The sequence below is a fragment of the Microbacterium sp. B19 genome (genome assembly GCF_000333395.1).
Classification (GTDB): Bacteria; Actinomycetota; Actinomycetes; order Actinomycetales; family Microbacteriaceae; genus Microbacterium.
In genome coordinates, this window is sequence record NZ_BADA01000416.1 from 1 (window position 1) to 13,737 (window position 13,737).

Sequence of the window (13,737 nt, forward strand, 5' to 3'; positions counted from 1 at the left end):
CGCGCGCGATCTCCGCCACGATCCGCGACTCGTCGTCCGGCGCCGCATCCACGAGGAGCGCGACGGCGTGGAGCCCGCCGTTCATGGCCGTGAGAGTCAGTCCGACGGTCGACCCGAGCGCCTCCAGCACGAGCTGCCGCCGGTGGCGGTAGTCGCGGCGACGACGAGCCACGTGGCGGGCGAGCGAACCGTCGGCGAGGTATGCGGCGAGCGCCTCCTGCGTGACCGCGGAAACCGCGAGGTCGAGGTCCGCACGCACCTCCCGCAGTCGATCCCGCATCTCCCCGGACGCGACGATCCATCCGAACCGCAACGCCGGTGTCAGCACCTTGGACAACGTCCCGATGAGGACCACCCCGGCCGGATCGAGCAGACGCAGCGGTGGAAGCGGCGCGCGACCGTGCGGGAACTCGCTGTCGTAGTCGTCCTCGATGACGACGGTCCCGTGCTCGCGGGCCCAACCGATCAGGCGTGCGCGGGCCGCGGCATCCAATCGACTTCCGAGGGGATAGTGGTGGTGCGGAGTGACGACGACGGCATCCAGGTCGCGGTGCTGCTCGATGGCATCCATGTCCCATCCGGCGTCGAGGGTCACGGGCAGCGGGACCATCTCGATCCCCAGCCGATCGAGGATCGTGCGCACCCGCGGATACCCCGGGTTCTCGACGCCGACGCGCCGGACGCCGTCCGCCCGCCGCGCGGGCAACGCGAGCGCCACCAGGAGAAGGGCGTCGCTCGTCCCCGCGGTGATGATCACGTCGCCGGGGTCGACGGTCACGCCGCGCGTGCGTCCGAGATGCCGGGCGATCTCGCCCCGGAGCGCCGGCATGCCCCGCTCGTCGTCGACGTCGGGCTCGGGATCGACGGCACTCGCCCGCCGCCACGCCGACCGCCAGGCCGCGTCGGCGAGTCCTCGCGCGCCGGGCCGTCCCGGACGGAGGTCGACGACCGACGGCGCCGCCGCGGCGGGCGGCCCGGGCACCTCGGCGCTCACGACCGGGGACCGCGGGAGCTCGGCCACGACCGTCCGGGCACCCGGGCTCGCGAGCAGATATCCCTCCCCGACGAGGGTCTCGTAGGCGGCGACGACGGTGCCCCGTGCGACACCGAGATCATCGGCGAGCGCGCGCGTCGACGGCAGCGTCTCCCCCGCGGCCAGCCGCCCTTCGACGACGGCGACCCGGAGCCCCTGCGTCAACTGCGCGTGCAGCGGCACGGGCGACGACCGATCCAGCATGCCGACGGAGATCATGGATGCCACTCTCCCACCGACACGCTCCCATCGAGACTGAACTGGACCACCCGATTCTCGCGGAATCGGCCTAGGGATCAGACCACGCCGAGCGGTGGAATCAGAACATGAGCGACCTTCCCGTCACCCCTCTCACCCGCGTGCGACGACTGCCGCAGTACCAGGTCACCGACCGCGCCGCCCTCCACGACATCGTCGACGGCGCGCTCTCGGCGACCCTGGCGATCGTGCGCGACGGACGACCGGTGGCCCTTCCGGTCGGGATCGGCCGCGACGGCGACGATGTTCTCATCCACGGATCGACGGGCAGCGACTTCTTCCGGCGGATCGCCGCGGGAGCGCCCGTGTGCCTCACCGTGACGCACCTGCTCGGCCTGAAGTACGCCCGCTCGCTGTTCGACAGCTCGATGCGCTACCGCTGCGCGGTCGTGTACGGGGTGGCATCCGTCGTTCCGTCCGAGGAGAAAGAGAACGCCTTGCTCGCCCTGTCGGAGCACCTCATGCCGGGGCGCGCCGCCGAGGTCCGGCCGATGACCGCGCGCGAACTCGCCGCGACCCTCGTGCTGCGCCTGCCGCTCACGGAGGCCAGCGTCAAGGACAACGCCGCATCCGAGGTCGAGGAGGACGGCGACGGGGAGGACCGCGCGGTCTGGGCGGGCGAACTGCCGCTGCGGGTCGTTGCGGGTGACCCGGTCACCGCGCCGCAGACGGCGCCGGGAACCCCGGCTCCCGCATCGGTCCGCCGTGCCGCGGAACGGGTCGCGTCCCGCGGCGCGGCGTGAGCCGGGTCAGGGCGTGAACCGGGTCACGCCCGCACGACCGGCGCGACGACGTACCGGCGGGGCGTCCCGAAGCGGTGCGCGGTGATGGACACAGCCTGCGCCGAGTCACGCCCGGAACCGGGTCACGTCCGAACGAGCGGCGCGACGACGTACCGGCGGGGCGTTCCGAAGCGGTGCGCGGTGATGGACGCGGCCTGAGCCGGGTCACGCCCGGAACCGTGTCACGTCCGAACGAGCGGCGGGACGACGTACCGCCGGGGCGTCCCGAAGCGGTGCGCGGTGATGGACACTGCCTGTTCGCGCACGAACGGGAGCATCTCCACCTCTCCAGCCCGGGTCGGATCGCCGGCGTACAGCGCCACCGCGGGGGATCCGGCGGTGTCCTCGGCGAAGCGCGCGACCGAACCCCCGAGCAGCCGCACCCGGCCGCCGGTGCGCGCGAGCCGCGCCGCACGCCGCGCCCAGGCAGCGGCGTCCTCGACGTCGTAGGCGACACCCGCGCCCTCGAGCCACGCCCGCACGGCCGGGGTCAACTCACGGCCGGCGCTCACCGTGACCGCGGATCCCGCCCGCACCCCCGCCGCGACCACGCGCACCAGGGCGACGTCGGCCGCGTCCTCGAGCCGCACCGTCACGGGCACGGCGCCGTAGCGCAGCACGTTCTGCTCGGATTCCAGGCCCGTAACGTCGCGGGCCACGGAGAACTCCGACGCCCACACCGCGGCGTCGGACGCGAGGGCGGATGCCAGCCACTCCCGATCCGCGGCGGGCACGGCCGCACACGCCGGCCCCGCGAGAGCATCGGCGAGCCGCGGCGCCGATGTCTCGGCATCCGTCCACGACCCGAACCCGAAGAGATAGTGCGGGCCGCCGGCCTTGGTCCCGGCACCCACCGCGGACTTCTTCCAGCCGCCGAACGGCTGCCGCTGCACGATCGCCCCGGTCGTGCCCCGGTTGACGTAGGCGTTGCCGGCCTCGATCCGCGCGAGCCAGCGCTGGATCTCGCTCTCGTCGAGGGCGTGCAGGCCCGACGTCAGGCCGTACTCGATGGCGTTGACGATGTCGATCGCCTCGTCGAGGGTCTCGGCCGTCATGATGCCCAGCACGGGTCCGAAGTACTCGGTCCGATGGAACTCGCTCCCCGGCTGCACACCCTCGCGGATGCCGGGACGCCACAGGCGCCCGTCCTCGTCGAGGCGCCGCGGCTCGACGACCCAGCGCTGTCCGGGCTCGAGGGTCGTCAGCGCCCGCAGCAGCTTGCCCTGCGCGGGTTCGATGAGCGGTCCGACGCGCGCGGCGTCGTCCCACGGCATCCCGACCTCCAGGGATTCGACCGCGTCCACGAGCTGGTCGCGGAAGCGGCGGGAGGTCGCGACCGAACCGACGAGCACGACGAGCGAGGCGGCCGAGCACTTCTGACCCGCGTGGCCGAACGCCGACAGGGCGACGTCCTTCGCCGCGAGGTCGAGGTCGGCGCTCGGGGTCACGATGACGGCGTTCTTGCCGCTCGTCTCCGCGAGCAGGGGAAGGTCGGGACGGAACGAGCGGAACAGCTCCGCCGTCTCGTACGCCCCCGTGAGCACCACGCCCTCCACGGCCGGGTGCGTGAGCAACTGCCGGCCGAGGTCGTTCTCGGACACCTGCACGAGCGTCAGGACGTCGCGCGGGATGCCGGCTTCCCACAGCGCCTCCACCATCACGGCCCCGGAGCGTTCGGCGAGCGCCGCGGGCTTGATGACGACGGCCGACCCGGCGGCGAGGGCGGCGAGCGTGGATCCGGCGGGGATCGCGACGGGGAAGTTCCACGGCGGCGTCACCACCGTGAGACCGACGGGCGTGAACCGCGCCCCGTCGACCCGGTCGAGGCGTCGCCCCTGCTCGGCGTAGTAGTGCGCGAAGTCGATCGCCTCGGACACCTCCGGGTCGCTCTGCTCGACGACCTTGCCGCACTCGGCTCCCATGACCTCGATGAGCTCGGCCCGGTGCGCTTCGAGCGCGTCGCCCGCGCGGTGCAGGATCTCGGCGCGCGCGTCGGCCCCGAGGTCGCGCCACGCGGCTGCCGCATCGGCGGCCCGCCGGATGCGCTCATCGAGCACGGATTCCTCCGTCACCGTGTGGGCGGTGATCGTGTCGGCACCGAGCCGCGAGGTCGACATGCGCGCCACGATCCCTCCGGCCCACGCGCGGTTCGCCGCGATCGCCGGGTCGGAGTCGGGCGTGTTGCGGAAGCCCTCGCGCGGCGCCGGCGGCGCCGCGGCGGTGCGGTCCTGCACCCGGTGCGACGCCGGAACGCCGACGGGCATGTCCGCCAGCGACGCAAGGAACCGGTCGCGCTCGCGCGCGAACAGCGCCTCGTGCGTACCGAGGTCGAACACGGCCGACATGAAGTTCTCGCTCGACGCCCCCTCCTCGAGCCGACGGATCAGGTACGCGATCGCGACGTCGAATTCCTGCGGGTGCACCACGGGCGTGTACAGCAGGATCGAACCCACCGTGCGCCGCACGACCGCCTGCTGCGCGGTCGCCATGCCGAGGAGCATCTCCACGTCGATGCCGCCCGTGACCCCGCGCCGCTCGGCGAGCAGCCACGCGAGCGCGACGTCGAAGAGGTTGTGTCCGGCGACACCGATCCGCACGTGCGCGGTGCGCTCGGGCCGCAGCGCGTAGTCGAGCACCGCCTTGTACGAGGCATCGGTCGCCTGCTTCGAGGGCCAGGTCGCGAGCGGCCAGTCGTGCACGTCGGCATCCACGCGCTCCATCGGCAGGTTCGCGCCCTTGACGACGCGGACCTTGATCGGAGCACCCCCGGATGCCACCCGCGCGGCGGTCCACTCCTGCAGGCGGATCATGGCGGCGAGCGCGTCCGGCAGATACGCCTGCAGGACGATCCCCGCCTCGAGCCCGTGGAACTCGGGCTCTCCGAGCAGCGTCTCGAACACGGCGAGGGTCAGGTCGAGGTCCTTGAACTCCTCCATGTCGAGGTTGAGGAAGGTCCCCGTCTCCTTGGCCACGCGGTACAGCGGCCGCAGCGCCGAGACCGCGTCGGCGACCGCGGCGTCGAACGCCCACGGCGTGTGGGGCGCGACCGTCGAGGAGACCTTGATCGAGACGTAGTCGACGTCGTCGCGGGCAAGCAGCCGCCGGGTGCCCTCGAGCCGCCGCGCGGCCTCCTTCTTGCCGAGGATGGCCTCGCCCAGCAGGTTCACGTTGAGGCGGATCCCCTCGCCGCGCCCCCGGATCGCCGCGATGGCGTCGCCGAGTCGGCGATCGCTCGCGTCGACGATGAGGTGCCGCACCATCGAGCGCAGCGCCGTCCGCGCGGCCGGGACGACGACCCGCGGCAGGAGCGGCGCCGTCAGTGCCCCGAGGCGGATTGCCGCCTTGAGGTGCAGCGGGAGGAAGCCCGGGACGAGCGGCGCGAGCCCCGCGAGGTTCGCCGCCGCGACGCGCAGGTCCTCGGGCCGCACGACCCCGTCGACGAAGCCGACGGTGAACGCGAGCCCATTCGGATCGCGCAGCACCCCGGCCAACCGGGTGGCCGCGGCATCCACGGGCTCGTCGCGGCTCTCGGCGAGCCAGCGGCGGACGAGCGCGACGGCCTCGTCGGCGAGGTCGGCGGGCGCGACCTCGGAACGGGTGACATCGGTGAGCGACATGGCGTTCCTTCCTCGATGCCCTCAGTGTGCGTCGGCGTACGATTCGAGAAAAGCGATGATTCATGACGGGTATTGCTCGGCAAAGCCGAAGGGATCTCACGCACGGCCAGAGCAGGTCCGATCAATGCGCTGGTTCACCACGAACATCGCTCGATGAAGCCGAGGGGATATCCATGTTCGATCTGCGACGTCTGCGTCTGCTGCACGAGCTGTCGATGCGCGGCACCCTCGCCGCCGTCGCGGAGGCCCTGTCGTTCAGCCCCTCGACGATCTCGCAGCAGCTCGCGCAGTTGGAACGCGACGCCGGTGTCGCCCTGCTCGAGCCCGACGGTCGGCGCGTCCGGCTCACCGCGCAGGGCGAGGCTCTCGCCGCCCACGCGGCCCGCATGCTCGCCGCCGACGAGGCGGCCCGGGCCGAGCTCGAGTCGCTGCAGCCGTCGCTCGCTCCCGTCCGCCTCGCGGTCATGCAGTCCGCCGCCCACGGCCTGGTTCCGCGCGCCCTCGACGCCCTCGCCGCGTCGGAGCCGCGCCTGCGGGTGGAGATCGCCGAGCTCGCGCCCGAGGAGGGGTTGTTCGAGGTCGCCGCGCGGGGCTTCGACCTCGCCGTCGCCGAGCAGTACCCGGGTCACACGCGCGAGCAGCGGGCGCTGCTCGACCGCCGCGCCCTGGGAAGGGATGCCATCCGCCTCGCCGTCGCCCCGGGCGACCCGGCGCGTTCGCTCGCCGACCTCCGCGATCGGGCGTGGGTGATGGAACCCGAGGGCACCGCCGCCCGGCAGTGGGCGACGCAGCAGTGCCGCGCCGCCGGGTTCGAGCCCGACGTGCGGTTCGAACTCGCCGACCTCACCGCGCACGTCCGGCTCGTGGCATCCGGGCATGCCGTGGGGATGATCCCCGCCCTGGTGTTCGGCGGTGACGAACCCGCCACGCGCTCCATCGACCTCCCCGGGCAGCCGCGCCGAGAGATCTTCACCGCGGTGCGGCGGGGAACCGCCGACCGCCCCGGCATCCGCGCGGTCCGCGCAGCCCTCGAGGACGCGTTCGCTCGCCTGCCGGGGATCAGCGCCGTGCCAGCACCGCTCGAGTGATCCGCTGCAGGGTCTCGGCGAAGGCGTCCGCCGTGGCCTGGGGTTCCGCCTCGACGGCGTCGTCGAGGTCGCGGGCGAAGCGGTCGAGCTGAGCCCACGGCATCGCGGAGAGGTCGACCGCGAGGTGGATGTGGTTGACCCGGCGGTCCTCGGTGTCGAGTTCGCGGCGCAGGAGGCCGCGCTCGACGAGACGGTCGACGAGCGTCGTGACACCGGCCGAAGTCACTCCGAGATGATCCCGCAGGGCGGACGGACGGATGCCGGGCTCCTGGCGGATCCGCAGCAGCGCGCGCACCTCTGTCTCGCTGAGCCGCAGCTCGGCGCGAGTGGCGGCCTCGGCGGAGCGCCGCGCCTCGATGTAGGCGTCGAGCGCCGTGGAGAGTGCGGGCCGGGGGGACATGGCATCCACCCTAGTCAGAGCTGATTAAACCTGTGAATATTTCAGCGGGTTATTTAACTCGATTAAATAATGCTACGGTCGCGACATGGCCCGTCTCTATTACGGCACCGACGCTTCTCCGGTGACCTTCCCCGACCGTCTGCTGGCCTACGTCAAGGTGATCACCGCCACCAAGCTCCGACGCAACGAGTCCTTCACTCTCACCTGGACCGGCGACCCCGACACCGCCGGACGCTCCGCGATCTGGCTGCACCCCTCCATCCCGATGCGCTTCGTCTTCACCTCCCCCGAGCCCGAACAGCTCGTGGGCGAATACCTCCGCGCGCTGGCCGATCAGGCGAACGCCTCCGCCGGTCTCGTCATCGACCTGCGCACGTGGGAGAACGACGAGCAGTCGGTCTCGCGGGCCTCGGGCTCGCAGGCCCCCGCTCGCCGCCCCGTGCGGGCTGTGCGCGCCGCATAGCAGACGGCAAAGAACCCGCCGCACACGCCCTTTCCCAGGTGACAGCCGGGATAATGGCTCGAGCGCATGTGGCGCGCCCGAGACGGAGTGTGTTGTGCCTGTACGTGACCTGTTGGACATGCAGTTGCTCGAGGAGTGGCTCGACGAGTTCCGCGGCCTGGGGTACCTGACCGGCAGCGACATCCGCGTGCTCGAGCAGCAGGACGAGACCGACGTCAATCGCGGTCTGATCGTCGTCGACCTCAGCGAAGCCGCCACCATCACCTACCTGCAGCCGATCGCCGGGAGCGACGGGCGCTGGTCGGCGACCATGGAGGCGCGCGACACGACGATCGTGCTCACCGCCGTCGCGATCGTGAACCTCGGCAACGAGCTGAACGTCCTCGGCGCCCTCGTCTCGTTCCTCGAGACGAAGTCGCGCGAGCTCCTCGCCGCCTCCTGAGGACCTCATCCCCCGTGGCGGCGCGTCGTCCCTCGAGACGAAATCGCGCGAACTCCTCGCTGCCTGCCGACCGCACCTCATCCCGCGTGGCGGCGCCGATAGGCCGCCGGTGCTTCCCCCGTGTGGTCGCGGAAGCGTGCGTAGAACTGGCTGAGTGAGCCGAATCCCGCGGATACCGCGATGTCGGGGATCGCCTCGTCCGTCGTCAGCAGCAGCTCCCGTGCGCGGGCGATCCGGCACTGTGCGAGGTACTCGCCGATCGTGACCCCGAGCGCCGCCCGGAACACCGCCATCGCGTGGTGCGGGTGCAGGTGCACGTGGGCCGCAACCTGGGCGACCGAGACGTCCTCGGCGGCATGCTCGGCGATCCAGGCCGCCATATCGGCCACGTCGGCCCGCAGCCCTCCCGCGACACTCCCCGCGGTCGCCCCGGCCGCGGTCGCGTGCGCGGCGCGCAGGACGAAGGCCTGCACCTCCCCCACCGCCGCTCGCCGGAGCGGATGCCCGGGGCGCAGCTCCTCGCCCCACGATCCGACCCGCTCGGCCAGGTCGAGCGGCCCCCGCGCCGCCTCCGCCACCGCGATGTCGCCGGCGAACATCCGCGCGAGGAACTCCCCCGGCAGGCGCCACCCGCGCGCCTGGGCGAGCGGCACCGTGAGCCACGTGAGCTCGCTGCCCCCGGAGTCCCGCACGAGCTGATGCGGCCGCGCCGCCCAGAACACCGCGAGCGCCCCCGCCGGGATGACGACCTGTCGACCGTCGACGAGGTACTCCAGCTCCACCGGAGCGGTGTTGAACTCCAGGTCGTCGTGCGTGTGGGCCACCGACATCCGTGGCACGCCGCCCCGCCAGCAGGCGAGATCGAACGACGAGCGGGTGGCATCCATGATCCGAGTATCCCGGAAGAACGGGCGTCTCGGCAGGAGGAAGTCGCCGATCATCCGATCGTACGGTGAGGGCATGAGCACCCTCACCTCGACGCCGACGTCGGTGTCCACCGCCCCGTACCACCTCACCCCCGAACAGATCGCGCACTTCGACGCGCACGGCTACGTCGTGCTGCCCCGGCGCATCCCGGCCGACTGTCTCGCCCGCTCCAGGACGCCGCCGACGAAATGATCGCCACCGGTCGCGCGCTCGGCCCGACCACCCCGACGCCCCCGACTACCAGTGGGCCACCCGCGGCGGCGCGCGGCGCATGTTCCGCGTCGACTACCTCCACGGCAAGGGTTCCGCGGCATCCCTGGAGCTGCTCGGCTCGCCCGCCGTCCTCGGCATCGCCGAGAGCCTGGCCGGCCCCGACCTCGTCCCCACCTACGAGTCGCTCGTCTTCAAGGACACCGGCGACGGCGCCGCGATCGACTGGCATCAGGATGCCGTGCACCCCCGCACGCACCGGATCTTCAACGTCGACGTCTACCTCGACGCCTCGAAGGCCGGCGAAGGCGCCCTCCGCGTCGCGCCCGGTTCGCACCTCGCCCCCGTCGACGTCTGCCAGCTGCAGGACGAGTACGGGTGGGACGCCCCCGGTGTCGTGCAGGTCGAACTCGAGCCCGGCGATGTGCTCGTGCACGACGTGATGGTGGTGCACGGCTCCGAGGCCGTCACCGGCAACCGGCTGCGCCGCACCATCTACTACGAATTCCGCGCCGCCGAGCAGATCCGGGCGGAAGGACCCTGGGATGCCGAGTGGGTCGACCGTCGCATGCGGCTGCTGCCCCTCGGACTCGAGGCGCACGCCCGCCGCTTCCCCGACCAGGACCAGTTCGAGTGGAACGCCTCGCCGGGGTTGCGGCCCGAGATGTCCGGCGACGCCGACGCCGAGCTGCGCATCGCGCACCTCGTGCACTCCCCCGGCTCGTACTGCAGCGCCGGCAGCGTGCCCTTCACCCCCGACGAGGACTGAATCCGGCAACGAAAAACCCCGCCCCTTCTGGGGGCGGGGTTTTTCTCGCGCGATCACTCCACGGTCACGTGCAGGAGCAGTGCCTCGCCGGGCGCCAGCAGCGGCGGGGGCAGCACCCCCTCGGCCAGCACCGATCCGGGGAGGACCGCACCGCCGGCCACGAGCCAGGCGGGATCGGCATCCTGGACCGTCCGCACCGGCGCGCCGACATCGATCGCCCGCACCCGGTAGCGGCGGTCGGGATCGAGGCCCGGCAGCACGATCGGGGACGGGAGCGCCTGATCGAACCGGTCGAGCGCGACGTACGCGAACAGCGCCTCCGCGAGATCGGGGGCGACGACACCGTGCTGGAGCACGGCCGGGTCGGGGTCGTCGACCCGGATCGTCGTACCGCCGTGGAGCAGGGCGCGGTGGGCGCGGTACAGCGCGGTCCAGGCGGCGAGCGCGTCGAGCTGCGCGTCATCGAGGCGCGAGATGTCGGACTCGATCCCGGCGTGGAGGAACAACGCCGTCGTCATCCGGAAGGCCGGCGACGCGGTGCGCCCGGTCGTGTGCGCGCGCTCGTCCCCGACGTGCGAGCCGAGGAACTCCGGCGGGATCAGGATGCCGGTCCACCGCTGGATCCGCTGGCGGGAGAGCGGGTCGTTGGTGTCGCTCGTCCAGAACCGGTCGACGCGGCGCAGGATGCCGAGGTCGATCCGGGCACCGCCGGACGCGCACGACTCGATCTCGACACCCGGGTGCGCGGCGCGCAACGCGTCGAGGAGCCGGTAGAGGGCGCGCACCTGGCCGCCCGTCCGGGGGACGAGGAGATCGCGGTTGTGGTCCCACTTCAGCGCCGCGATCGGGTACTCCGCGAGCAGCGCGTCGAGCCGGTCGTGGATGTACTGCCAGGCGTCGGGGTGCGTGAGGTCCAGCACGTGCTGGAACCGCCAGGTCACGGCATCCGCGGGGGTCAGCATCCACTCGGGATGCGCCCGCGCGAGGTCGGAGTCGTCGCTGATCATCTCGGGTTCGACCCATAGACCGAACTCGAGGCCGTCGCCGTTCACGCGCGAGATGAGCGGGCCGAGGCCGTCCGGCCACACCCGCTCGTCGACGGTCCAGTCGCCGAGCGCGCGGCGGTCGTCGATGCGTCCGTGGAACCACCCGTCGTCGAGCACGAGGCGTTCCGCGCCCACCCGGGCGGCGGCATCGACGAGGGGCGTGAGACGCTCCAGGGACTGCTCGAAGTACACCGCCTCCCACGTGTTGAGCGTCACCGGACGGGGACCGCGCGGCGTCGCCCACGACCGCACCCACGGGTGCAGGCGCGCCGACAGCCCGTCGAGGCCCTCGTCCGACCACACGGCCACGACGGTCGGCGCCTCGTGCGTCTCGCCCGGGGCGAGCGCGAGCCCGTCGAGGCGTTCGCCGGCCCCGACGACGGAGAAACCCACGTCGCCGCGTTCGAACCAGACGGAGCGATCGCCGCTCCACGCGACGTGCGTGGCCCACACCTCGCCGTGACGGAACCCGAACCCGGGCGTGCCGACGGTGAAGAGGAACGGGTCGTCGTGGCCCCCGCGACCGTGGCGGGTGTCGCGCGCCCAGACGCCGTGACCCGGGCGCAGACGCTGCGGTTCGCGCTCCCCCGCCCAGCGGCCGGAGAAGTCGAGAACCTCGCGCGCCCGCGCGGGCACGGGCAGGAGCGCGGCGAGCGCGCGCACCTCGAGATCGGCGGCGCCGTGGTTGCGCACGCGACGGTCGACGAGGAGCACGCCCTGCGGCGTGAGCGTGTAGCGCAGCTCTAGCCGCGCGTCGCCGAGCGCGAGTGTCACGACGAGTGCGTCGCTCTCGCGTCGGGTGCCGAGGTGGCGCAGCACCGGGGAGAGGGGGGAGATCTCGACGGGGGGACGGCCGGTCCAGCCCTCCGTGAGGAGGGGCACGACAGCGACCCGGAAGGGACGATCGATCGAGCTCGGCGCGACGGCGGGGATCGCGGCGTCGGCCAGGGCGGTGAGGGCGGCGTCGTCGAGGTGACCGAGGGCGCGCCCCCAGTGCACCACGGCGGGCGCCGCCGTGCCGCGGGCGTCGAGGATGAAGTCGACGCCCGCGGCGCGGAGGTGATGGAGCATGCCTGGAGGTTACTTCGCGACCGGGATCGACTGCGCCTCGAGGGTCGCGACGGTCTTGTCCTGAGCGGATGCCAGAGCCTCGGTGAGCGTGCCCGAACCGGCGACGGCGGCCTTGAAGCCATCGGACACGTCGGCGTAGACCTGCGTCATCGTGGGACCCCAGACGAAGTTCGGGTCGACCTCGCTGGAGGCCTTGGCGAACACGTCGTAGATCTTCTGGTCACCGTAGAAGGGCACGCCCTCCTGCAGCGACGGCAGCTTCAGGCCGTCCTTGGTGGCGGGGTAGATCGCCGCGGTCTTGTTCAGCGACGTCAGCGCCTCCTCCGAGGTGTTCAGCCACAGCGCGAACTTGGCCGCCTCGTAGAGGTGCTTCGTCGACTTGAACACGGCGATCGACGAGCCGCCCCAGTTCCCGGCGGCCGACTGACCGGCCGCCCACTGCGGAGCCTCGGCGACCGCCCACTTGCCGGCGGTGTCGGGGGCGCCGCTGGAGATCGAGTTGGCACCCCACACGGCCGAGTTCCACGTCCACACCTGGCCGGTGTTGTACGCGTTGTTCCACTCGTCGGTCCACGCCGGGTACGACGAGACGAGACCGTCGTCGATCAGGCCCTGCCAGTAGTCGGCGACCTTCTTCGAGGCGTCGCTGGTGAGGTCGACCTTCCAGGCGTCGCCGTCGTTGGAGAACCACTGACCGCCGGCCTGCCACACGAAGCCCGCGAACTGGTTGATGTCGCTCTGCGAGAAGTTGGTGATGTAGCCGCCGAGCGCGCGGATCTTCTTCGCCGCCTCGCGGTACTCGTCCCACGTCGTGGGGATCGCGATGCCGTTCTGCTCGAACAGGTCCTTGCGGTAGAACAGCGCCATGGGGCCGGCATCCTGCGGCACGCCGTAGACCTCGTTCTCGGTGCCGAGGGTGACCTGCTTCCAGGTCCAGTCGACGAACTGGCCCTTGGCCTTGACGACGTCCTCGCACGCGCCGAGGTTCGCGAGGCCGTCCTGCACGCGGAAGTTCGGCAGCGCGTCGTATTCGATCTGACCGAGGTCGGGGGCGTTCCCCGCCTGGAGCTGGTTGAAGAAGTTCTGGTACGTGCCGGCGTTGCCCGAGGGGCCCGTCTGCACCTGCACCTGGATGTCGGGGTTGTCCTTGTTCCAGATCGCCACGGCATCCTCGATCCCGGGGATCCACGACGTGAACGTGAGCGTCACGTTCTCGCCGGCGGGGGCGCACGACGCCGCGTCGGTGCTGCCGGCGCTCGACGACGAGCATCCCGCCATGACCAGGGCGCCCGCGGCGAGCAGGGCGACGCTGACCGCTCTCTTCTTGTGCTGCATGATTCCTTCTCTCGGTTGACCCGCCGGTCGTGCCGGCGGGAGGGTGTGTTACTTGATGGCCCCCGTGCCGAGCCCGGTGCGCCAGTACCTCTGGAGCAGCAGGAACGTCACGATGAGCGGGACGATGGAGATGAGGGACCCGACCAGCACGTACGTGCGCAGCTCGGGGAACTGGTTGATGGTGGAGTTCCACGCGTAGAGGCCATAGGTGACGGGGAACAGCTCTTCGCTGCGCAGCATGATCAGCGCAGGGAAGAGTTGTTCCAGATCGAGACGAACTGGAACAGGAACACCGT

General features: G+C 71.9%; 12 protein-coding genes and 1 pseudogene. 6 read left to right on the plus strand and 7 right to left on the minus strand.

Annotated features, from left to right (window positions below; translation table 11 throughout):
* On the minus strand, positions 1-1,252 hold a 1,252-nt coding region (locus I5G_RS14735; RefSeq protein ID WP_022879736.1), incomplete at its 3' end, for a PLP-dependent aminotransferase family protein.
* 107 nt (positions 1,253-1,359) lie between these two features.
* On the opposite strand from I5G_RS14735, the gene I5G_RS22775 reads away from it, so the two are divergent.
* Positions 1,360-2,034 carry a pyridoxamine 5'-phosphate oxidase family protein gene (locus I5G_RS22775; protein WP_022879737.1) on the plus strand — a complete coding sequence of 225 codons (675 nt, stop codon included), beginning with the start codon at positions 1,360-1,362 and terminating at the stop codon, positions 2,032-2,034.
* 221 nt (positions 2,035-2,255) lie between these two features.
* Here I5G_RS22775 and I5G_RS14745 read toward each other — a convergent pair whose 3' ends face one another.
* Positions 2,256-5,690: a bifunctional proline dehydrogenase/L-glutamate gamma-semialdehyde dehydrogenase gene (locus tag I5G_RS14745; RefSeq protein ID WP_022879738.1), complete on the minus strand. Its 3,435-nt coding sequence runs from the start codon at positions 5,688-5,690 to the stop codon at positions 2,256-2,258.
* 173 nt (positions 5,691-5,863) lie between these two features.
* On the opposite strand from I5G_RS14745, the gene I5G_RS22780 reads away from it, so the two are divergent.
* Complete coding sequence (locus I5G_RS22780) at positions 5,864-6,778, plus strand: LysR family transcriptional regulator (protein ID WP_022879739.1); 915 nt, start codon at positions 5,864-5,866, stop codon at positions 6,776-6,778.
* On the opposite strand, the gene I5G_RS14755 is transcribed toward I5G_RS22780, so the two are convergent.
* Positions 6,750-7,178 (minus strand): MarR family transcriptional regulator, encoded by a 429-nt coding sequence (locus tag I5G_RS14755; protein WP_022879740.1) that lies wholly within the window; start codon positions 7,176-7,178, stop codon positions 6,750-6,752. The two genes, I5G_RS22780 and I5G_RS14755, sit on opposite strands and share 29 nt — an antisense overlap.
* 85 nt (positions 7,179-7,263) lie before the next feature.
* On the opposite strand from I5G_RS14755, the gene I5G_RS14760 reads away from it, so the two are divergent.
* The gene (locus I5G_RS14760; RefSeq protein ID WP_022879741.1) at positions 7,264-7,641 is read left to right on the plus strand and encodes a hypothetical protein; all 378 of its coding nucleotides are present in this window, start codon (positions 7,264-7,266) and stop codon (positions 7,639-7,641) included.
* A gap of 118 nt (positions 7,642-7,759) precedes the next feature.
* The gene (locus I5G_RS14765) at positions 7,760-8,083 is read left to right on the plus strand and encodes a hypothetical protein (RefSeq protein WP_022879742.1); all 324 of its coding nucleotides are present in this window, start codon (positions 7,760-7,762) and stop codon (positions 8,081-8,083) included.
* Between the two features lie 77 nt (positions 8,084-8,160).
* Here I5G_RS14765 and I5G_RS14770 read toward each other — a convergent pair whose 3' ends face one another.
* Complete coding sequence (locus I5G_RS14770) at positions 8,161-9,045, minus strand: helix-turn-helix domain-containing protein (RefSeq protein WP_148286510.1); 885 nt, start codon at positions 9,043-9,045, stop codon at positions 8,161-8,163.
* Between I5G_RS14770 and I5G_RS25965 the strand changes: the two genes are divergently transcribed.
* Together I5G_RS25965 and I5G_RS22785 are read left to right on the plus strand one after the other, a co-directional pair.
* Positions 9,044-9,202, plus strand: coding sequence for a hypothetical protein (locus tag I5G_RS25965; protein ID WP_022879744.1), 159 nt, complete (start codon positions 9,044-9,046; stop codon positions 9,200-9,202). The genes I5G_RS14770 and I5G_RS25965 overlap by 2 nt on opposite strands.
* 79 nt (positions 9,203-9,281) lie before the next feature.
* A complete protein-coding gene (locus I5G_RS22785; protein ID WP_022879745.1) occupies positions 9,282-9,989 on the plus strand; it encodes a phytanoyl-CoA dioxygenase family protein in 708 nt (235 codons plus the stop codon).
* Positions 9,990-10,042: 53 nt separating this feature from the next.
* Here the strand turns inward: I5G_RS22785 and I5G_RS14790 are convergent, their stop codons facing one another.
* The 3 genes and pseudogenes from I5G_RS14790 to I5G_RS14800 all read right to left on the minus strand — a co-directional run.
* Positions 10,043-12,106, minus strand: coding sequence for an alpha-galactosidase (locus tag I5G_RS14790; protein WP_022879746.1), 2,064 nt, complete (start codon positions 12,104-12,106; stop codon positions 10,043-10,045).
* 9 nt (positions 12,107-12,115) lie between these two features.
* Positions 12,116-13,441, minus strand: coding sequence for an ABC transporter substrate-binding protein (locus I5G_RS14795; protein ID WP_022879747.1), 1,326 nt, complete (start codon positions 13,439-13,441; stop codon positions 12,116-12,118).
* Positions 13,442-13,489: 48 nt separating this feature from the next.
* Positions 13,490-13,737 (minus strand): annotated as a pseudogene (locus tag I5G_RS14800) (carbohydrate ABC transporter permease); the annotation flags it as partial.

Excerpts from the sequence above, each read along its gene's own strand:
- I5G_RS22775 (WP_022879737.1), top strand. The coding sequence starts at position 1,360 with ATGAGCGACCTTCCCGTCACCCCTCTCACCCGCGTGCGACGACTGCCG.
- I5G_RS14745 (WP_022879738.1), bottom strand. The coding sequence starts at position 5,690 with ATGTCGCTCACCGATGTCACCCGTTCCGAGGTCGCGCCCGCCGACCTC.
- I5G_RS22780 (WP_022879739.1), top strand. The coding sequence starts at position 5,864 with ATGTTCGATCTGCGACGTCTGCGTCTGCTGCACGAGCTGTCGATGCGC.
- I5G_RS14755 (WP_022879740.1), bottom strand. The coding sequence starts at position 7,178 with ATGTCCCCCCGGCCCGCACTCTCCACGGCGCTCGACGCCTACATCGAG.
- I5G_RS14760 (WP_022879741.1), top strand. The coding sequence starts at position 7,264 with ATGGCCCGTCTCTATTACGGCACCGACGCTTCTCCGGTGACCTTCCCC.
- I5G_RS14765 (WP_022879742.1), top strand. The coding sequence starts at position 7,760 with ATGCAGTTGCTCGAGGAGTGGCTCGACGAGTTCCGCGGCCTGGGGTAC.
- I5G_RS25965 (WP_022879744.1), top strand. The coding sequence starts at position 9,044 with ATGAGCACCCTCACCTCGACGCCGACGTCGGTGTCCACCGCCCCGTAC.
- I5G_RS14770 (WP_148286510.1), bottom strand. The coding sequence starts at position 9,045 with ATGCCCTCACCGTACGATCGGATGATCGGCGACTTCCTCCTGCCGAGA.
- I5G_RS22785 (WP_022879745.1), top strand. The coding sequence starts at position 9,282 with ATGTTCCGCGTCGACTACCTCCACGGCAAGGGTTCCGCGGCATCCCTG.
- I5G_RS14790 (WP_022879746.1), bottom strand. The coding sequence starts at position 12,106 with ATGCTCCATCACCTCCGCGCCGCGGGCGTCGACTTCATCCTCGACGCC.
- I5G_RS14795 (WP_022879747.1), bottom strand. The coding sequence starts at position 13,441 with ATGCAGCACAAGAAGAGAGCGGTCAGCGTCGCCCTGCTCGCCGCGGGC.